This window comes from Streptomyces sp. NPDC029014, assembly GCF_055564695.1.
In genome coordinates this window covers 19,613-37,554 of the sequence record NZ_JBVHVT010000042.1, presented here as the reverse complement: position 1 = coordinate 37,554, position 17,942 = coordinate 19,613, and the positions used below count along the sequence as shown (strand labels likewise).

Sequence of the window (17,942 nt, the reverse complement as noted above, 5' to 3'; positions counted from 1 at the left end):
GATGTCGGTCGTGTTCCGTACGGTGATCGGATGACCGGGAACGGAATCAGGATCGGTGTCGGTATCGGTATCGGTATCGGTATCGGGCAGCGTGTCTTCGACGCGGCTCTGGCAGACGCGCGCTCGGCCGTCGTCGAGCTCGACGACGCGCGCCGGTGGCTGGCGGCGGCCGGGCCGCAGCTGGAGGGGCCGCTCGCGGCCGAGGTGTGGGTGTTCGACCGGCCCCTGTCCCGGGTCCTGCTGGTACGGCACCGGTGGCGCGGGCTGGTCCCGCCCGGCGGGCGCGTGGAGCCGGGTGAGACTCCCCGGCAGGCCGCGGCGCGGGAGTTGCTCGAGGAGACCGGGCTCCGGGCGGAGCTGTTCCGGGCGCCGGCTCTGGCGACCGTACGCTCCTACCGGCCCGGTGCCGCGGTGACGTTCGGGCTGTAGTACGTCGCCGTCGCCGATGCCGAGCAGCCGCTCGACGCGGAGGCCGGGCAGCCGGCCGCGTGGCGGAACCTGGAAGGCGGCGACGGACACGGGGGCGGGAAAAGGGGCGGGTACCCGAATCGGGACCGGGACCGGCACCGGGACCGGGACTGGGACCGGGACCGGGACTGGGACTGGGACAGCTGTTTCCGCGGCGACCGGGACCGGATGCGCCGGCATGCGGCCCTGCTCTCCTCGGGTCAGGACCGGGCCGCGTCGGGTTGACGGCCGGTGTGGTGGTCGGGCGGCCGCGTACCCGCCGGCCGGCCCCGCCCGCCGCTACTCCGGTCCGACGACGCCGTGTTCCCAGGCCCAGGCTGCGATGCCGACGCGGTTCCGGGCCCCGAGCTTGGCCTGCACGTTCGCGAGGTGCGTCTTCGCCGTGCCCGCGCTGATGAACAGCTCCGTCCCGATCTCCGCGTTGGTGTGCCCCCGGGCCACCAGCCGTACGATCTCCAGCTCCCGGCCCGTCAGCATCCGCGCCGCCGTCGAGGGCGGCTTCGCCCCCGGCTGTGACAGGCTGCTGAGCAGCCGCACCGTGATCTGCGGGCTGATCAGGGTGTCGCCGGCCATCGCCGCCCGGACCCCCTCGATCAGCAGGGCGGGGCCGGATCGTTTCAGCAGGAATCCGCAGGCTCCGGCCCGCAGCGCCGTGTGCACGTATTCGTCCAGGTCGAAGGTGGTCACGACCACGACCCGGGTCTGCCGGGCGAGCTGCCGGGTCACCTCCAGCCCGTCCAGGCGGGGCATGCGGATGTCGGTGAGCACGACGTCCGGGCGCAGTTCCCGGGCGAGGGCCACCGCGCTTTGTCCGTCGGCGGCCTCCCCCACCACCGTCATGTCCGGCTGGGAGTCGAGGATCAGGCGGAATCCGCTGCGGACGTCCTCTTGGTCGTCGGCTATGAGAATGCTCGTGGTCACCACATCATGATCACCCCGGGGAGGTGGCCCGCGCGGGGAAAACCGCCGAAACCCGCCAGCCGCCGGTGTCGGTACCGGTCGGCCCGGCGGCGAACGCGCCTCCCACCGCCTCCACCCGCTCCCGCAGCCCCGCGAGCCCCGTGCCGCCGCAGCCCGCCGCGGATCGGCGCCGGGAGAAGGACGTGCGCGGGGTGATCGGGGGCGGGGAGTTGGTGACGGCCAGTTCGATGCCGTCCGGTTGCCGGCTGCGGCGTACGGTCACGCGTACGGTGTCGGCGCCGGGCGCGTGCCGCCGTACGTTCGTCAGCGCTTCCACCGCAACCCGGTACGCGGCGGTGTCCGCCTCCCGCGAGAGGCCGGTCAGCGCATCCTGCTCGGCTTCCAGGACGACCGTCCGCCCCTCGAACCGGCCGACGAGCCCCTCCAGTTCGGCGAGTCCGGGGGCGGACGCCGGGGCAGGCGCGGAGGTGCCGGGCCCGCCGCCCGCTTCCCGCAGGGCGTGGACGGTCCGGTCCAGCGAGGCGAGCGCGCTCAGCCCCGCCGCCTCGATGCGCTCCAGAGCGCGTACGGCCTGTTGCGGATCGGTGTCGGCGACGAACCGGGCGGCCTGGGCCTGGACGACGATGGCACTGACGTCGTGCGCGACGAAGTCGTGGAGGTCACGGGCCAGTTCCAGCTGCTGGTCGCGCTGGGCGTCCCGGACGGCCCGGCGGGTGCGGGAGGCGTTCCGCCGCAGGTGGGCGCCGACGGCGGCCGCAGCCAGGCCGGGCAGCGCCCAGAAGGCCGCCGCCCCGAAGGCCTCCAGCCACGATGCCCCGTCGTCGCGCACCAGCGGTGCCGGCCACAGCCCCGCCGCGACGATCCCGAGGGCGGCCGCGAGGCTCCCGGACCGTACGGGCGACCACCTCGCGACCAGCCCGAGCAGCGGGAGGAGCACGACGAGCCCGGCGAGCGACCACAGGGCGGGGACCCGGGCGAGCGAGGCGGCCGTGGACGCCACGGCGGCGCCGGCGAGCGCCGGGGCGTAGAGGGAGCGCGGAGGCAGGGGTATGGGCATGGGCCGACCCTATGGACGTCCGTGCGGTCCACGGCATCCGCCGTTCGGCAGAGGAGCGTTGCCCCGCCGGACGGGTAGGGAGGGAAGCGGAGGGCAGGCACGGGGACGGGCGGGGGGGGGGGGGGGGCGGGGGCCCCCCCCCCCCCCCCCCCCCCGAACCCGCACGCGCCCGCCCGCCCGGGCGGGCGGGCGGGGAGCGAAGCGCAGGTCAGCTGCTCGCGGCGGCCGACAGGAGTACGTCCACGAGCCGGTCCGCGGCGTCCGGGCGCCCGTAGGCCCTGGCGCGCTCCGCCATCGCGGCCCGCCGGGCGGGGTCGGTGAGCAGGGGGCCGACGGCGGTCTGGAGGACCTGCCCGGTGACTTCGCCGACCAGGGCGACGGCGGCCCCCGCGTCGGCGAGGTGCCGGGCGTTGTGGACCTGCTCGTTGCCGGCCGAGGTGGCGAGCGGCACGAACACGGCCGGCTTGCCCAGCGCCGTGAGCTCGGCCAGCGTCCCCGCGCCGGACCGGGAGATCACGATGTCGGCGAGCGCCAGTACGTCCGGCAGCTCCGGCCCGACGAAGCCGGTCAGGTGGTACCGGCCGGCCAGGACCGGGTCCAGGGTCGCGGCCGCCGCGCGGAGTTCGTCGACGTTCGCCGGCCCGCACTGGTGGATCACGTTGGCGTGGCTGAGCAGCCACGGGAGCACGTCCCGGACGACCCCGTTGATCTGCTGGGCGCCCTGCGCGCCGCCGGTGACGTACACGGTCGGCAGGCGGCGGTCGAAGCCGACGAGGTTCAGCGCGTGGACGGCCTTGTCGCCGTGGCCGGTCAGCACCTCGGGCCGGATCGGGTTGCCGGTGACGACCGCGTGGCCGCGCAGTTCGGGCGCGAGGAGTTCGAGCGAGGACTCGGAGGACAGGGCGATCCGGGTGGCCGAGCCCGCCAGCTTGCGGTTGGCCAGGCCCAGGCGGACGGTCTGCTCGTGCAGCACGAGCGGACGCCGGCACAGGCGGGCCGCCAGGCCGGCCGGGACGGCCACGTACCCGCCCGTGGCGAGGACGACGTCGGGCTGGAACTCCGAGACGATGGACCGGGCCTGGGCGACGCCGAGCGGAACCCGCGCCATGTCCTTCATGTTCGCCGCGGAGAGCATCTTCAGCGGGTTCGCGGCCCGCCGGATCTTGCCGGTGGCGACCGTCTTGAACGGAATGCCCTCGGCGGGCGCGATCCGCGCTTCGAGGCCGTCGGCGGCGCCGATCCACAGCACGTCGAGGGTTCCGCCATCAGCCGCGAGCCGGCCTTGCAGCGTCCGGATCGCCGTCAGGGCGGGATAGGTGTGACCACCGGTACCTCCTCCCGTCACGAGCAACCGGAAGGACCGAGGGAGCAAAGGAGCATTCACGCGGCAACCCTAACCCCCACCACGGACCCCCCGCGCCCCGGCGTCACCGGCCGTGTGCGTCAGCCGACCTGGAGGGCCAGGTTCTTCGGCCAGTGGGCCTGCTCCAGGCGGGAGAACAGGTCCTTGATGTGGTCCGGGTGCAGCTTGATGCAGCCGTACGACTTGTAGTCGCCGTCGCCGTTCCAGCGCGTGGGCTCGGTGGAGCCCTGGCCGCCGTTCCTGGTCATCTCGCTGTGGATGAACAGGGAGTCGCGCGTGACGGCCCGCTGCCCGCGCCCGGGGCGGCACGCCTTGTCGGAGAGCTGGATGGCGTAGCCCTTGATGTCGCTGTCGCGGTGGGTCTGGTGCCCCTTGACCTGGTACGTGCCGTTGGGCAGCCACCCCTTCATGCTCGCGCACTCGTCGGTGGATCCCAGCCCGGATCCGGCCCGGTAGGTCTTGACGGGGATGCCGTCGTGGACGAGGGACAGCGTCGAACGGTCCGGGTGGTTCCGGTTCTTGGTGAACTTCAGGGCGTACCCGCGGGGACCGTGCTCGGCGCCGGTCGACGGCCGCGAGCCGGGGCGGGTGGAGCCCTCGTTGCGGTCCCGGTCCGCCGGCTGCGCGGGGTGTGCCCGCACCGCCGAGTCGCGGGCCGCCTCGGCGGCGGCGACGCCGGGGGCCGTTCCCAGGGCGAGTGCGGAAAGCGTCGCGAGGGAGACCGCCGCGGTGGTGACGCCACGGAAGGGGAAACGCACTGCGATGTTCATATCGTCATCCTTTTCTGTCTTTCCGCCGAAGAAATCCGGGGTCCGCATCGGGGCACGGCTTTCCCACGGGATTCGGAGGCGGGGGGAATGGCCGGGAACTTCGCACCGGCTGGTCGCAACTTTGCCCCGCATTCCCCGTGCGTTCTACGCTTCCCGGACCACCGGGCCATACGCGCATATACGCGGCTCTGCGTATGGGGGTCTGACCTGCGGTTCCACGGACCGGATGAAGGAGCGTGCCATGGATGCCCAGTCGAATGCGGATGCTGTGGATGCTGTGGACGGGCCGCATCCGGACGTTTCCGCGCGCGTTCGGCTGGCCCGGATCCTGCGGAGCTGGCGCGAGGCGAACAACCGCAGCCAGTCATGGGTCGCGAGACAGCTCCATACGAACCAGCCGACCGTTTCCCGGTGGGAATCCGGAAGCACCCTGCCCGCTCCCGAGACGATTCGCGCGTTCCGGCGGATCTGTACCAAGGCGGCTTCGGGATCCGGGCCCGCTGATGATCCGGAACTGGACCACGCCCTCGCCCTCCACCAGCAGGTGCGGGAGGAACGGACCCCCGGCCCGCGTCAGCCGGCCGCGGTGCCGCACCCTCCACGGGCCGATCCGTCGGCCCGGAGGACCCGGCCGGGGGCGCTCGCCGCCGTCGCGGGGGCCGTCGTACTCCTGGCAGCCGCGGTGGCATGGGCCGGCGCCCGGTACGCCGGGACGGCGGCCGGGGTCGCGCCGCCGCCCGCGCCCGCGGTCGCCGCCCCGTCGTCGCCACCGGGCGGGGCCGGGCCGGCGCCCACCACCACGTGCACGGGCGACTCGTGCGCGGCGCTGGAGCCGGCCGCCACGACCTGCGCGAACGACGCCGCCACCGCCCTCGTCGGCCACGACTACGGCATCCGCATCGAACTCCGCCACAGCGCCCGCTGCCGGGCCGCCTGGGCCAAGATGAGCGGAACCACCGCCGGGGACCGGGTCATGGTCACGCCCGAGCAGGGCGCCGCCCAGGAGTACCGCCAGCAGTACGGGCACGACGCCCACACCAAGATGGTCCCGGCGCTCTCCCCCGGCGACGCCCGGGCCTGCGCGCTCGTCGACGGCCGCGGCACCGTGTGCGCCACCGAGCCCCCGACGGCACCGGCGTCACTGCCGACACCAACGGCGGGCGGTTCGTAGGCGGTCTACGGGTGTTCCGTGGCGGCTTCCGCTTCCGCTTCCGCTTCGGCTTCGGCTTCGGCTTCGGCTGCTGCGGCGACGGCGAGCAGGTCGGCCTCCCGGCCGTGGCGGGCGACCAGGTGCAGTCCGACGGGCTCGCCTGCGGGGGTGCGGCCGGCCGGGAGGCTGATGGCCGGGTGGCCGCTGATGTTGAACGCCCAGGTCAGCGCCACGCTCAGGGTGTCGCCGGGCCCGTCGTGGCCGTGCGGGGCGTGGGGGGTCGTCGGCGAGACCAGGAGGTCCACCTCGGCGAAGACGGCGTCGAGGGCCGCGTCGAGGGCGGCCTTGGTTCGTGCTGCGGCGGCTGTTGCGGCGGCGCGTTCCGCGGCAGCGGTCGCGGAGTCCGGCCGGCCTCGCAGGACCTCCCAGCACCGGGCGGGATCGGGAAGGCGTACCGGAACGTCCACGGTGTCCACGGCCCCTGCCCGGCGCAGCGCTTCGAGGCGGGCGTACGCCGTGCCCGCGACGGCAGGATCCGTCGCGGCGAAGCCGAGCGTCGGCGACCAGGCCGCGCGCAGCGGCCGCGCCGGGGCGCAGGGGTGCGGCCCGGGCGTGCCGGCGAGCGCGCCCAGGTACGCGGCGGCGTCCCGGGCGCAGCGGGCGAGGGGCCCGGCGACGTTCAGGCCGGCCCGGTCCCGCGCGGGCACCAGTCCGTTGGTCGGCTTGAGCCCGATGACCCCGCACCAGGCCGCGGGGATGCGTACGGATCCGGCCCCGTCGCTGCCGGTGGCCAGCGGCACCATCCCCGCGGCGACGGCCACGGCCGAGCCCGCGCTCGACCCGCCCGGACTCCATTGCCTTCCGAGGGGGTTGAGGGTCACGCCGCGGGCGGTGGCGCCCCAGGTCTGCCAGCGGGTCCCGGGGCCGGGGGTGGACGTGGCGCCGACGGGTACGCAGCCCGCCGCCACCAGCCGTTTCGTCTGGAGTGACGCCAGCCCCTCGGTTCCCTTCACCGCCAGGGGCACCCCGGCGAGCGGCAGCGGGGCACCGTCCCCGTCCCCGTCCCGGATCCGACGGTCGATCAGCTCGGCGTGCGCGGCGGCCTGCTGCGGCCACAGCGCGGTGAAGGCCCTCAGCTCGACGTCGATGCGGGCGATCCGCTCCAGGGCGGCCGCCGCCAGCTCGCGGGCCGACAGCCGGCCCGCGTTGACCGCTGCGGCGATCTCGCAGGCGGAGAGGGCGGCGTGGTCGTCGGCGGCAGCGCTGCCTGGGGCAGGCGATACGAAGTGCTCCGGGGTGCTCACGGCAACCTCCCGCTGTCGAAGTGGTGGTGGGCCGCCGACCGGCGGCGCAGTGGCGATGAACGCGCAGGTCATGGAACCGCGGGTGTCGGTCGGGGCGTCTTCGCTGACGTACTCTCAGCCGCCGTGGTCGGTGCGCTCGTCCGGTGATGTGACCTTCCCGTCCCTTCCCGTCCCGTGATGCGTCCGGCCGTTCGCGGTCGGGGTCAGCACGTATTGCAGTCTGGAGATCCGTTCATCATGGCAACACCGCACCAGCCGGCCGGCCACGGACCCGTGCCGGGCAACCCCTACAGCACGCCCGGCGGGTACGCCCCCGCATCGGCACCGGCACCCGCATCGGCACCGGCACCGGCACCGGCACCGGCACCGGCACCGGCACCGGGGAGCTACGCCCATGCCCACGCCCCCGCAACCGCCCCCGGCGGTTACGCCGGCCCGCCCCCCATGGGCCATGTGCCGCTCGTGTGCCGTGCCTGCGGCGGCCGGGCGGCGGCGAACCACAAGGTCCGGGCCCATGTGGGCGTGCTCGTCCTCATGCGGTTCGAGCACCTGGACGGCCCGTTCTGCCGGGCCTGCGGCATAGCCGTCGTCCGGCAGATGACCACCAGGGCGCTGTGCCTGGGCTGGTGGGGCCCGCTCTCCCTGGTCGTCTTCAACCCGTTCACCCTCGTGTGGAACCTGTTCGTCTATCTGAAGTACAGCAAGCTCCCGCCGTCGACGCCCGCCCCGGGCCGCACGCACCTCGACACGGGCCCGCAGGTGCTCCGGCGGCCGCTCGCCTACGTGGCGCTCATCCCGCTGGCCTGGGCGTTGTGGGTGATCTCCCAGATCATCGTGCACTCCACCTGAGCCGGGACGGGCGGGCGTGCCCTACTCGGTCAGCATTCGTTTACGAACTCGCTCTAGTCTGCGGACAGAGCGGCCGGGGCCCATGCGACGAGAGGCTCCGGAGAGGGACGAGGACGGGGCGGAATGGGATTCCGAGGCGAAGTGTGGCGGCTGGAGCGGCAGCAGCCGCATCAGGACCAGGGCGAGCGGGAACTGCTGGGCGAGATCGAGATCGTGGAGTCCGACTTCCCGTGGCTGCGCGGTCGCTTCACCCCGCGGCGGGCGTTCGCCGAGTTCAGGCCGTGGTTCGACGAGGCCCACGCAGCACTGGAGGAAGAGGACTTCGAACGGTTCGACGAGGTGTACGAGTCGATGACGCGCAGCCTCAGCCTCGTCTCCCCCGCAGGCCCGGTCGCCGAGTTCTTGCTGCACATCCAGGGCGGCGAGGCGTGGTTCCGGTGGAGCGACACGCCCTTCGACGCGTGAGCGGCGACGGGAGGGCGGCAGGAGGGCAGGTGCCCGGTCCTTCCGCTCCGCAGCGACGGCCGACACACCTCTGCACGGCCCCCAGGCTGTCATGCACAATCCATAAACCGAATCACCCCACCCCTCCTCACTTCACTTCCAGGAGTCACGCATGACGCGTTCGCTCGACGGCCTCGTCTTCGTCCCCGTGGCCGACCAGGCGCCGGGCCAGGTCGGCCGGCAGACCCGGTTCGACTACCACGAGCAGGACGGCCGGGTCTGGGCCGAGTACGCGGGCGGAGACGTGGTCCGGGGACACCTGGTCGGGACCCGGGCGGGCGACAGCATCGACTTCCGCTACGTCCAGCTCCGCCTCGACGGCACCACCGCGTCCGGGCGCTGCACCTCGCTCGTGACCGAGCTCCCCGACGGCCGCCTGCGCCTGGAGGAGACGTGGACCTGGGAGTCCCAGGAGGGCAGCGGCACCAGCGTGGTCGAGCAGCCGCTCGGCTGAGGGCCCGGACGCAACGAGGCGCTCCCACCAGGAGCCACCGCCCGCCCCACCCGTCCCCCAGGCCCCAAACCGGCCGCAGCGCGGACCGGAGCCGCCCCCGCCGCACCCCCGCAAGCGAATTGCGAAGGCCGCCCCCTCCACCGACCGGTTCCGGCCAATCGCCCGCCCAGAGCTACCGCCGGAGCCCGTCCCGGGGCGTCGGGGCACCGGCGGCGGCGCGACCGTCAGGTCGGCCGGATCGCGCTGCTCCGCCCTCCGGCGTCCTGTGTACTCACTCCTCCGCTCCCCGGGCAGCACCCCGCCCCGCCCCCGCAACGGGGGTCGTGGGCTTCCTCGTCATGCCGTTGCCGGTGGGAGCAACCGACTTCCCTCATCGACGAGTTGGCCGAGTTGGAGGAGGAACCCATGTCCCGGGAACAGGACGAGGCGCAGCAGCAGGAACAGGCCGCCCCACCCCAGGCCCAACCTCATGCTCATGCCCAGGCCCATGCACACGTGCCGGCCCAGGCCCAGCCGAAGGACGAGCAGCAGGACGGGCATCAGGACGAGCAGCAGGCCGAGCGGCACCGGCAGAACAGCGCACGGCCCCACCCCCAGGAACCGGAGCCAGCGGCCGTGGCCGCCCCCGGGCTCCCCGCGCCCCCGGAGTTCACGTACACCTGGGGCCAGCACAACAAGACCATGGAGGAGCTCTCGCTCGCGCAGATGACCCGCCGCGTCCCGGCCGCGCTCGCCCAGACGGCGCGCCTGGCCTGGGCGGTGAACCGGACCGCGTTCACCTGGCTCGTCTGCGCCCAGCTCCTCGGCGGCATCTGCACCGCGGCCGCCCTCGCGGCCGTGTCCCGCGCCATGGGCCCCCTCCTCGCCGACGGCACCGTCGGGCAGCGCGTCGGCGGCGCCGCATGGCCCCTGGCCGCCGCGGCCGCGATGACCGCCGTGGGCGCGCTCGCCTCGATCACCGCCGGTAGCGCCGCCCGACGCCTGAACCCCGGCATGTCCACGATCGCCGACCTCGCCATGGTCGACGCCCACATGGACGTCGAACTGTCCGCCTACGACGCCCCCGACTTCACCGAGCGCTCCGAGGCCGCCGAAACCGGTTCCGCCCGTTCCGGGATGCTGCTGCAGGACGCGCTCGGCTTCACGAGCGGCCTGATCGACATGGTCGCCGTCGCGTCCGTCCTGTCCGTGGTCCACCCCGTCCTGCTGCCGCTGCTCCTGCTGTCCGTCATCCCGCGCGGCCTGGGCTCCGTACTCGCCGCCCGCCTCGACTACCGCCTCCACAACGAGACGATCGCCTCCCGCAACATCCGCCACATGATGCGCTGGCACCTCACCACCCCCAAGCTCGCGGACGAGCTGCGCGGCAACAGCATGCGCCCGTACGCCCACCACTGGTACGCCGCCGTCTGCTCCCGCATCGACTCCAAGATGGTCGGCTCCGCACCCCGCTACCTGGCCGTCCACCTCACCGCCGCCGTGGTCTCCGGCCTGTTCACCGTCATGACCTGGGCGAGCCTCGGCGGCCTGGTGATCGGCGGGTTCATGGCCATCGGCGCCGCCGGCACCGCCATCGTCGCCATGCGCACCTCCACCGCCGCCCTCTCCCAACTCGTCGTCTACGGGGCCGCGATGTTCCAGCACGCCCTCTACCTCGGGGACTACGCCACGTTCATCCGGCAGGCCGCCGAGCAGTCCGGTCCGCGCGGCCCGCGGGAGCTCGGAGCCCCGGAGCGGATCCGCCTGGAGGCGGCCACGTACACCTACCCGGGCAAGGACACCCCCGCCCTCGGCCCGGTCGACCTGACCCTCAGCCGCGGCGAGGTCATCGCCCTGGTCGGCGAGAACGGGGCCGGCAAGTCCACCTTCATCCGCCTCCTCACCAGCCTCACCGCCCCCACCACCGGCACCGTCTCCTGGGACGGCGTACCGACCGCGGACGCCGACCAGCGCTCGGCGTGGCGGCACGTCGGCCTCGTCACCCAGTCGTACGGGTACTGGCCCTTCACCGCCCGCGAGAACATCACCCTCGGCCAGCCCTCCCCGCGCGGCGAGGACGCCGTCTGGGACGCGCTCGCCGCCGTCGGCATGAAGGAGACGGTGGCGGCGTACCCCAGCGGCGTCGACACCCTCCTCGCCCGCTCCCTCTGGGGCGGCCACGAACCCTCCGGCGGCCAGTGGCAGCGCATCGCCTGCGCACGCGCCTTCCACCGCAGGCCCGGCCTGCTGGTCATGGACGAGCCGACGTCGGCCATGGACCCGCGGGGCGAGCACATGGTGTTCACGGGGCTGCGGGAGATGAAGGACGACCGCATCACGGTGATCGTCACCCACCGCATGGAGAACTGCCGCCTGGCCGACCGCATCGTCGTCCTCGACGCGGGCCGGATCACGGAGCAGGGGACGTACGAGGAACTCGTCGGCCTGAACGGCTCCTTCGCGGAACTGGTCCGCCTCTCCCAGGACCGCTGAACCCCACCCCACCCTCCACCCCCACCGCGCCGGCTGCGCTGCCCGCTGCCCGGCGCGGCAGGGGCCCGGGGGGCGGGGCCGGGCCGCTACGACGTGCCGGATCATATGACTGCACCCGGCACGCGAATCCCGGGCGCGATCCGGACGCAGCACCGGACCCGACGAGTTCACCCGCACCCCAGGAGTAGTACCTCATGACCGGCGCATCCCCGGACCACGCCAGGGCAACGGCATCCGCCGCGGCCGTCATCACGGACGAGCAGGGCAGGGTGCTCATCGTCAACCCGGTCTACAAGGAGCGGTGGAACCTGCCGGGCGGCCACCTGGACAAGGGCGAACTCCCGAGCGCGGCGGCCCGCCGCGAGGTCCTCGAGGAACTCGGCCTCGACGTGGAGATCGGCAACCTGCTGGTCACGGCATGGGTCACGCGGGCAGGCAGCTCCCACGTCTTCTACGTCTTCGACGGCCCCCGACTGACCCCGGAGCAGCAGCAGTCCATCACCCTCCAGGAGTCGGAGATCGGCGAGATCCGCTTCTGCCTGCCGCAGGACATCACCCCCGACATGGTCCCCCCGTTCGCCCTCTCGCTGTGGCACCGCGCCCTACAGGCCCGCGAGGACCAGCAACCCGCCTACCTCGAACTCGCCCTGTAGTCCCGGCGCCCCCACCTCACCGACCGCTGTCGGAGGGCGAAGCCGAGAAATCCCCGGCGCACCGCCCGTACGGAAATCTCCGGCACCGCCCTGGACCGGGAACTCGACTGGGCCGCGCTCTGGGGCGATCTCGTCGAAGAGTCCCGCACGTGGTCGCTGCTGGAAGCCTCCGAAGCCCCCGTCGGCGACAACGTCTTCGTCGCCCCCACCTGGATCGACCATACCGACCTGTACCCGGAGAGGTGACCGATGCCGTCCCGGTGCCCCGAGGAAACCAGCCACGGCTACCTGATCAAGCGGTACGTGACGAGGAAGGACTCGGACCATCCCCGCTACGGCGAACTGAACAGCGCGCGCGTCCTGCGGCCGGGGTGGCCGCATGCCAAACGCTTCGCCCGCCGCCTGATCGATGACGCCGCCACCATCACCGACGCCGAACTGGAAGCCCTCCTCGCTCACGGATGGCGCTCGCGTCTCACCGCCGCCTGGCTGATCGGCGTCGACCGCCGCTCCTCGTTCCGCGAGCGCGTCGGCGACCTGCTCCTGGCCAGCGACGCCCCGTACGCCGGCGGCGGCTACTGCTTCGCCCTGGCCCGCTGCGGCACACAGGCGGACGCCGAGGTCCTCACCGCCTACCTCGACCTCTACCTCCCCCACACCGACCTGCACTACGACCAGCCAGACGCCCTCGGCGCCCTCCTCCACCTCGATGCCCGCCTCGGCACCCACCACGCCGACCGCTTCACGGAGCCCGACGGCCTCTGGGACCACTGGGTCAAGGGCGTGCGGCGCCTCGGCTACCCCAGCTACACGTCAGCCGAGTTGCACCACTGGACGACCCTCCACTGCGAATTCACCGACCGCTGGCGACGCCAGTAACTAAAGGCGCATCCACTGACCCAGGCCCCCGCTTCCCCACCAGGTAACAGCACGTACGAGAAGCCCTGCTCGGCGACAAGGGCTACGACTCGAACCCGAACCGCGATGAGTTGCGCAAACGCCGGATCCTGCCCGTCATCTCCCGCAAGGGCTGCCCGAACATCAAAGACATGGGCAAGCTCCGCTACGTCGTCGAGCAGACCTTCGCCTGCTCCACCAGTTCAAACGACTCGCCGTCCGCTGCGTACGTATCTCGGTGTAAACGTGATGTTGCAGCATGCTCGCGCGGGAGCGCCCCGCGGCGCGTGGCTGCGGGGCGCCCAGTGGGCGTTAGTCAACCATCTGCCCGTCGCCCGTACCGCCGACGCACTTCATCCCGACCACCTTTCCGCCGCCGTCCACGCACTCACCCGGGGTGAGGCTTTCGGTGTGGGCGGTGGCGGTGGCGTTGTGGGTGGCGGCCGTGGCAGTGACGGCACCTGTGAGGCCGAGTCCGGCGAGGGCTGCCGTGGCGATGACGGCGGCGAAAGTTCGTCGAATGCGCATGTGGTTTCCCTTCACGGATTGCCTCGGTTGGGGCACTACTCAGCTTGATCTTCACCCATGTGGGTGGCGCGTTTGGTTACTCCATTCGAGTGACACCTGCCGGGAGTGGGCCACCGGCGACGCAGGGACGGATGGCCGGTGCCGCAACCCGCCGGAGAGGCCTTGAGGGCCGTGCTCGCATGGTGTTTGCTGCCCGTCTTCCGCCGGTCGACCGGCGACGGACCGGTGTCGGCGCCCCCCTTTTTTCGCGCGGATGTGGGAGCCATCCACGCAGGCCCGGGACCAGTCGAGCTGGCCGGCTGCATTGAGCTCGGCGAGCAGGATGCGGTGGAGCCGGTCGAGGACGCCGGCCTTCTGCCACCGCTCCAGTCGCCTCCAGCACGTCTGTCCGGAGCCACCACCCCAGCTCCAGCCGGAGCAGTTGCCGGGCGAGGTCGTTGCAGAGCACGTAAAGGATCCCCTGCAGGCACAACCGGTCCGGCTCGTCACACCGGTCACGGCCGACCAGGCCACTTCAGCAAGATCCTGTTACGAGCTCTGAGGATGCACGCCCGGAGCCGGCTCATCGTCCTCCGAAATGATGAGGCAGCGGCGACCCGGCCCGTGCACCGGCGATGGTGTCACCTGGACGGCGAAAGTCCACGAACACCCTTCAACTTGGCCCCGTCGAACGTTGCTCCGCTGACCTTGGCTCCGGTGAGGTCAGCGTTCGTAAGGTCCGCCCCCGCCAGGTTGGCACCGGTCAGGTCCGCGCCCCTGAGATCTGCTCCAAACAGGAAAGTGTCTTTGAGGTTGGCCCCACTGAGCTTCGCGCCAGCCAGACTCGTGCATTTCTCTTTCCTGCCCGTCCAGGAAAAGACCGGGTCGGGACAGAAGCCCGTACCGGAGAGGTCCACGCCTGCCAGATCCGCCCCAGCCAGGTTTGAGTCAGTCAGGATCATGCGGGACATGTCGGCGCAAGTCCGCTTGTGACTACCTTCAGGGATCCCTCTTCCTACCACCGATATCTCTTCACAGAAGACCGTGCCGGTGAGGTTTGCTCCGGACATGTTCACTCTGTCGAGGGATGTGCTCGCCAGATTCGCCTTTGTGAGGTCCGCCTTCTCGAAGCCCGCACCGTCGAGTCGAGATCCGAGCAGTGAAGCTCCCGAGAGTTTTGCGCCGTCGAATACCGCATCCTCCAGATCCACCCAATAGAAGTCAGCGCCCCTGAGATCCGCCTCACGCAGGATTGCCGAACGGAAGGGAATCAGGTTTGGGTAGCCGAAGAGCTCCATTCCGGCCAGAGCGGAGCGGCTGAGATCGATGCGCAGTCCCTGGTCGCGGTCGGAGCGGCGATTTCCTAGCACGGTCACCACTGCTTGGACGTCGGCGGGTGGTGGGGGCTGCTCGTAAGCGGAAAGCACGGGCTTCTTCTTGGCGTCGACGGCCCGAAAAGGGGCGTGCTGACGTGCATACGCGGTCAGGATCGAGACCACGGTGAGCTGATTGGTCGGGGAGTCGCGCATGATCTGTTCCAGCGCGTAGATGCCCCCGAGTCGTACATCCAGGGAAGCTGACCCCAGATTGCTGACCGCAGCATTGAACCGGCTGGTGATCTGCCCCCGCTCGGTGATCGCCAACTCCTTGTTGGTCTGTGTGACCTGCATCCAGGTGAACAGCAGGGCGATCAGGGCTGCCAGTCCGGGCAGGCTGGCAGCAACCAGCCCAATCCAATGGACCCTCTGGATTTGCCCCGTACCTGTGGGGCCAGCCGTTCGGAGCCGGCGGTCGCGGCGGCGTCGACGCAGCTGGGCGGAGCGCCGATGGGCGACACGGCGGAGCCGTCGGGACCCTGCGTTCCTGGCCATCTCTCCCATGGCACTTCACGCCCGGGGAGCCTGCCACTCGGCGACGTGAGTGATGAGTCGGAGTATGAGCCCGACCTGGCGCCCTGACCTGCTACGAAGATGCTGGAGGCCATGGACGACGCCCGCCCTCGTGTGCCATCAGCGAAGATCGCCATGGGTGCGGTGAATCGGAGGTGCCTCCGTCTGTCGGTGTTGTCGGGCTCCACCGTCGCGTCGAGGGACTCAACGGTGTCGACGACCGCATGTAAGCCCTCGCGCCGGAGCACGAACACGTCGTCAACCGGCCGCGGGGCAGGGGCAGGCACCGGGGCGGGGGCGGAAAGTGCGTGGTGGGTGCGGGATGCGGTCGCGTACGGTCTGGGTTCCGTCGGCAGTGGTGCCGGCATACCGAGTACGGAGAGCGGTCCCATGACCAACCAGCGAGCGACGACTACCCTGTGGCGGCCCACCGGCCCGGCGGAGCTGGAGCTGGTCCGGGAGCTCGACTGGCGTGCCTGGCCGCCCCGGCTGCCGGAGCAGCCGATCTTCTACCCCGTTCTCAACGAGGACTACGCGGTGCGGATCGCGAGGGACTGGAACGTGAAGCACGACGGTGCCGGGTTCGTGACGCGTTTCGAGGTCGAGTCGGATTTCCTGAGCCGGTATCCCGTGCAGCAGGCCGGCGGGCGCACGATCCTCGAGCTGTGGGTGCCGGCCGAGGAGCTCGACGAGTTCAACTCCCACATCGTCGGCAGGATCGAGGTCGTCCACGAGTTCCGCTGACCGCTCGGGGTGCGGTGAGCGGCCGCGCCGCTCGCCCCGCGCCCGGCTTCCGTGTCCCTCTGCGGTGGGGTGCGGGCTCGTGCGGAGCCAGTACGAGCGGGCTGCCGCGGCCAGTGCGACCCCGTAGCCGGCGAAGGCGATCACGCCGGGCCACGCGACCAGCAGTACGTCCGCCGGGGTGTCGACGTCGCCGCTGGGTACCGTCACCACGCCGGCGGTGGCCAGGGCGCAGTAGGCGAGCCCGAGCACCCCGTACGGGGCCAGGGTGGCCGCGCCGAGCAGGGCCGGGGTCAGCGGGAGCCAGCGGGGAACCCGTCGACCGTGCAGGAACGGCACCCAGCGCGGGAAGACCTGGCCCCACGGGCGGACCAGGCCCCGGAGGGGGAAGACGCCGAGGGCGGCGAGCAGTGCCGTGGCGTCCGCGCCCCAGGACTGCAGGGTGAGCCGGGCCTCCGAGGCGCCGTGGCGCGCGGAGACCGCGAGCATCTCCTCCTTCCTGGTCCCGTCCTTCCTGGTCCCGGCGAATGTGCCTCCCCAGGCCCAGTACGACTTCATCGCGGCGTACGGCAGGAAGGCGACCGTCCCCGCCCAGGCCGTGCGTTGGACGCGCGCGGGCGCACGGGACGGCGGCGGGGGGCGGCGGAGGGGCGGTGGCCGCGACGCCGGGCGGACGGTCACGGTGGGAGCGGGCGCGGTCGCGGCGAGCAGGAGGGCCCCGGCGGCGGCCAGCGCGTGGTGCGCGGCGGCTGCCCAACTGTCCACCCTTCCCCCGAGCATCAGCGCGATCACGTCCATGAGCAGGCCGAACGCGGCGGCGGCAGCCAGCCCGCACAGCACCCGGAGCAGCAGCCGCAGCAGCGGTCGCCTGCCGTACCGGGCCACCGTCCCGCAGACGAGTGCCGCCAGTGCGCCCAGCACCACCACCCCCCAGTCGAGCGCGGCGGGCAGCCGGGGCCGCACTCCCCGGGCGGCTGGGCCTGGGTGTCCGTACGTCATCGGTCGTACCGCGAGCGTCGCGGCGACCCGTCGCCACGGCATCGACCGCCCGGCCGATCCCGCTTCCCCCGGCCGGGTGAGCGACCGTACGACTCCGGTCCCTGCAGCCGGGCCGTGGGGGCGGGCACTGCGACGATGCCCGTGCCCACGGCTGGCCTGCGTGGAGTTCTCCGGGACCACCGAGCGAGGAGGGAACCGTGCCCGACGACCCCGAACTGGATGTCGACGGCATCGCAGTGCTGCGCAACAAGGTGACCATCGGCAGGTTCGACCCGAACTGGGTGCCGTTCGCCGCCCAGTTGGAGGTGAGCAACAGCACGGAGGGCGGCGCGAACAACAGCCATGCCGTGAACGCGTTCTCGAAGACGGGCGTCGCCGTCGACGCGACCAGCGCGACGACGTACGGGGTGGTGGCCAGCGGCGGTTTCAAGGCCGCCTGGTTCCGCGGCGACGTCATGGTGGACGGAAAGCTGACCAAGAGCAGCCTCGAGTTCGTCATCGACCATCCGCTGGAGCCGGAGGACAAGTACCTCAGCCATGCCACCGTCGAGAGCGACGAGATGAAGAACGTCTACGACGGGGAGACCGTCCTGGACGGCTCCGGCGGCGCCGAGGTCGTCCTGCCGGACTGGTTCCAGGCGCTCAACGAGCGCTTCCGCTACCAGCTCACGGCCGTCGGGCGCCCGGCCCCGGGCCTCCACGTGGCGCGGGAGCTGGCGGACAACCGCTTCACCATCGCCGGCGGCGACCCCGGCACGCGCGTGTGCTGGCAGGTGACCGGGGTCCGCCAGGACGCGTACGCCCGCGCGAACCCGCTGGTCGTGGAGAGCGCCAAGGACGGGGAGGAGCGGGGCAGGTACCGGCACCCGGAGGCGCACGGTGTGACACCCGAGCGGCGGATCGCGCCGCCCGCGTACGTCCCTCCCGCCAGGGGCTGAGAGCGG

Annotated in this window: 17 protein-coding genes; 10 read left to right on the top strand and 7 right to left on the bottom strand. The window is 72.3% G+C overall.

The genetic code is table 11. From position 1 onward, the window contains the following. Positions 1–30 precede the first annotated feature (30 nt). Positions 31–429 carry an NUDIX domain-containing protein gene (locus ACZ4VL_RS23090; RefSeq protein ID WP_468202958.1) on the top strand — a complete coding sequence of 133 codons (399 nt, stop codon included), beginning with the start codon at positions 31–33 and terminating at the stop codon, positions 427–429. 318 nt (positions 430–747) lie between these two features. Here the strand turns inward: ACZ4VL_RS23090 and ACZ4VL_RS23085 are convergent, their stop codons facing one another. From ACZ4VL_RS23085 to ACZ4VL_RS23070, 4 genes are all read right to left on the bottom strand, one after another. Next, positions 748–1,389, bottom strand: coding sequence for a response regulator (locus tag ACZ4VL_RS23085; RefSeq protein WP_468202955.1), 642 nt, complete (start codon positions 1,387–1,389; stop codon positions 748–750). 10 nt (positions 1,390–1,399) lie between these two features. Continuing rightward, entirely contained in the window at positions 1,400–2,446 is a 1,047-nt protein-coding gene (locus tag ACZ4VL_RS23080) for a sensor histidine kinase (RefSeq protein ID WP_468202952.1), read from the bottom strand. Positions 2,447–2,654: 208 nt separating this feature from the next. Then, a complete protein-coding gene (locus ACZ4VL_RS23075) occupies positions 2,655–3,791 on the bottom strand; it encodes a UDP-N-acetylglucosamine--N-acetylmuramyl-(pentapeptide) pyrophosphoryl-undecaprenol N-acetylglucosamine transferase (protein WP_468202949.1) in 1,137 nt (378 codons plus the stop codon). 98 nt (positions 3,792–3,889) lie between these two features. Continuing rightward, entirely contained in the window at positions 3,890–4,579 is a 690-nt protein-coding gene (locus tag ACZ4VL_RS23070) for a L,D-transpeptidase family protein (RefSeq protein ID WP_468202946.1), read from the bottom strand. Between the two features lie 241 nt (positions 4,580–4,820). Here ACZ4VL_RS23070 and ACZ4VL_RS23065 point away from each other — a divergent pair, with 241 nt between their 5' ends. Then, positions 4,821–5,750 (top strand): DUF2690 domain-containing protein, encoded by a 930-nt coding sequence (locus tag ACZ4VL_RS23065; RefSeq protein ID WP_468202943.1) that lies wholly within the window; start codon positions 4,821–4,823, stop codon positions 5,748–5,750. 5 nt (positions 5,751–5,755) lie between these two features. Here the strand turns inward: ACZ4VL_RS23065 and ACZ4VL_RS23060 are convergent, their stop codons facing one another. Continuing rightward, complete coding sequence (locus ACZ4VL_RS23060; protein ID WP_468202940.1) at positions 5,756–7,033, bottom strand: amidase family protein; 1,278 nt, start codon at positions 7,031–7,033, stop codon at positions 5,756–5,758. 444 nt (positions 7,034–7,477) lie between these two features. Between ACZ4VL_RS23060 and ACZ4VL_RS23055 the strand changes: the two genes are divergently transcribed. From ACZ4VL_RS23055 to ACZ4VL_RS23030, 6 genes are all read left to right on the top strand, one after another. Then, a complete protein-coding gene (locus tag ACZ4VL_RS23055; protein ID WP_468202937.1) occupies positions 7,478–7,882 on the top strand; it encodes a hypothetical protein in 405 nt (134 codons plus the stop codon). A 123-nt stretch (positions 7,883–8,005) separates the two neighbouring features. Continuing rightward, on the top strand, positions 8,006–8,347 hold the full coding sequence (locus ACZ4VL_RS23050) for a hypothetical protein (RefSeq protein WP_468202935.1): 342 nt from the start codon (positions 8,006–8,008) through the stop codon (positions 8,345–8,347). 151 nt (positions 8,348–8,498) lie between these two features. Beyond that, entirely contained in the window at positions 8,499–8,840 is a 342-nt protein-coding gene (locus tag ACZ4VL_RS23045; RefSeq protein WP_468202932.1) for an avidin-fold protein, read from the top strand. 405 nt (positions 8,841–9,245) lie between these two features. After that, on the top strand, positions 9,246–11,312 hold the full coding sequence (locus ACZ4VL_RS23040; RefSeq protein WP_468202929.1) for an ATP-binding cassette domain-containing protein: 2,067 nt from the start codon (positions 9,246–9,248) through the stop codon (positions 11,310–11,312). 194 nt (positions 11,313–11,506) lie between these two features. Then, the gene (locus tag ACZ4VL_RS23035; protein ID WP_468202927.1) at positions 11,507–11,965 is read left to right on the top strand and encodes an NUDIX domain-containing protein; all 459 of its coding nucleotides are present in this window, start codon (positions 11,507–11,509) and stop codon (positions 11,963–11,965) included. A gap of 249 nt (positions 11,966–12,214) precedes the next feature. Further along, positions 12,215–12,844 carry a DUF6000 family protein gene (locus ACZ4VL_RS23030; RefSeq protein WP_468202924.1) on the top strand — a complete coding sequence of 210 codons (630 nt, stop codon included), beginning with the start codon at positions 12,215–12,217 and terminating at the stop codon, positions 12,842–12,844. Positions 12,845–13,174: 330 nt separating this feature from the next. On the opposite strand, the gene ACZ4VL_RS23025 is transcribed toward ACZ4VL_RS23030, so the two are convergent. Next, positions 13,175–13,390 (bottom strand): hypothetical protein, encoded by a 216-nt coding sequence (locus ACZ4VL_RS23025; RefSeq protein WP_468202921.1) that lies wholly within the window; start codon positions 13,388–13,390, stop codon positions 13,175–13,177. Positions 13,391–14,010: 620 nt separating this feature from the next. Next, on the bottom strand, positions 14,011–15,240 hold the full coding sequence (locus tag ACZ4VL_RS23020; RefSeq protein ID WP_468202919.1) for a pentapeptide repeat-containing protein: 1,230 nt from the start codon (positions 15,238–15,240) through the stop codon (positions 14,011–14,013). A 408-nt stretch (positions 15,241–15,648) separates the two neighbouring features. Between ACZ4VL_RS23020 and ACZ4VL_RS23015 the strand changes: the two genes are divergently transcribed. Together ACZ4VL_RS23015 and ACZ4VL_RS23010 are read left to right on the top strand one after the other, a co-directional pair. Next, on the top strand, positions 15,649–16,002 hold the full coding sequence (locus ACZ4VL_RS23015; RefSeq protein WP_468202916.1) for a hypothetical protein: 354 nt from the start codon (positions 15,649–15,651) through the stop codon (positions 16,000–16,002). A gap of 1,193 nt (positions 16,003–17,195) precedes the next feature. Beyond that, the gene (locus ACZ4VL_RS23010) at positions 17,196–17,936 is read left to right on the top strand and encodes a hypothetical protein (protein WP_468202914.1); all 741 of its coding nucleotides are present in this window, start codon (positions 17,196–17,198) and stop codon (positions 17,934–17,936) included. Positions 17,937–17,942 lie beyond the last annotated feature (6 nt).

Excerpts from the sequence above, each read along its gene's own strand:
- ACZ4VL_RS23090 (WP_468202958.1), top strand. The coding sequence starts at position 31 with ATGACCGGGAACGGAATCAGGATCGGTGTCGGTATCGGTATCGGTATC.
- ACZ4VL_RS23020 (WP_468202919.1), bottom strand. The coding sequence starts at position 15,240 with ATGGCCAGGAACGCAGGGTCCCGACGGCTCCGCCGTGTCGCCCATCGG.
- ACZ4VL_RS23080 (WP_468202952.1), bottom strand. The coding sequence starts at position 2,446 with ATGCCCATACCCCTGCCTCCGCGCTCCCTCTACGCCCCGGCGCTCGCC.
- ACZ4VL_RS23070 (WP_468202946.1), bottom strand. The coding sequence starts at position 4,579 with ATGAACATCGCAGTGCGTTTCCCCTTCCGTGGCGTCACCACCGCGGCG.
- ACZ4VL_RS23030 (WP_468202924.1), top strand. The coding sequence starts at position 12,215 with ATGCCGTCCCGGTGCCCCGAGGAAACCAGCCACGGCTACCTGATCAAG.
- ACZ4VL_RS23045 (WP_468202932.1), top strand. The coding sequence starts at position 8,499 with ATGACGCGTTCGCTCGACGGCCTCGTCTTCGTCCCCGTGGCCGACCAG.
- ACZ4VL_RS23065 (WP_468202943.1), top strand. The coding sequence starts at position 4,821 with ATGGATGCCCAGTCGAATGCGGATGCTGTGGATGCTGTGGACGGGCCG.
- ACZ4VL_RS23050 (WP_468202935.1), top strand. The coding sequence starts at position 8,006 with ATGGGATTCCGAGGCGAAGTGTGGCGGCTGGAGCGGCAGCAGCCGCAT.
- ACZ4VL_RS23040 (WP_468202929.1), top strand. The coding sequence starts at position 9,246 with ATGTCCCGGGAACAGGACGAGGCGCAGCAGCAGGAACAGGCCGCCCCA.
- ACZ4VL_RS23025 (WP_468202921.1), bottom strand. The coding sequence starts at position 13,390 with ATGCGCATTCGACGAACTTTCGCCGCCGTCATCGCCACGGCAGCCCTC.
- ACZ4VL_RS23055 (WP_468202937.1), top strand. The coding sequence starts at position 7,478 with ATGGGCCATGTGCCGCTCGTGTGCCGTGCCTGCGGCGGCCGGGCGGCG.
- ACZ4VL_RS23015 (WP_468202916.1), top strand. The coding sequence starts at position 15,649 with ATGACCAACCAGCGAGCGACGACTACCCTGTGGCGGCCCACCGGCCCG.
- ACZ4VL_RS23035 (WP_468202927.1), top strand. The coding sequence starts at position 11,507 with ATGACCGGCGCATCCCCGGACCACGCCAGGGCAACGGCATCCGCCGCG.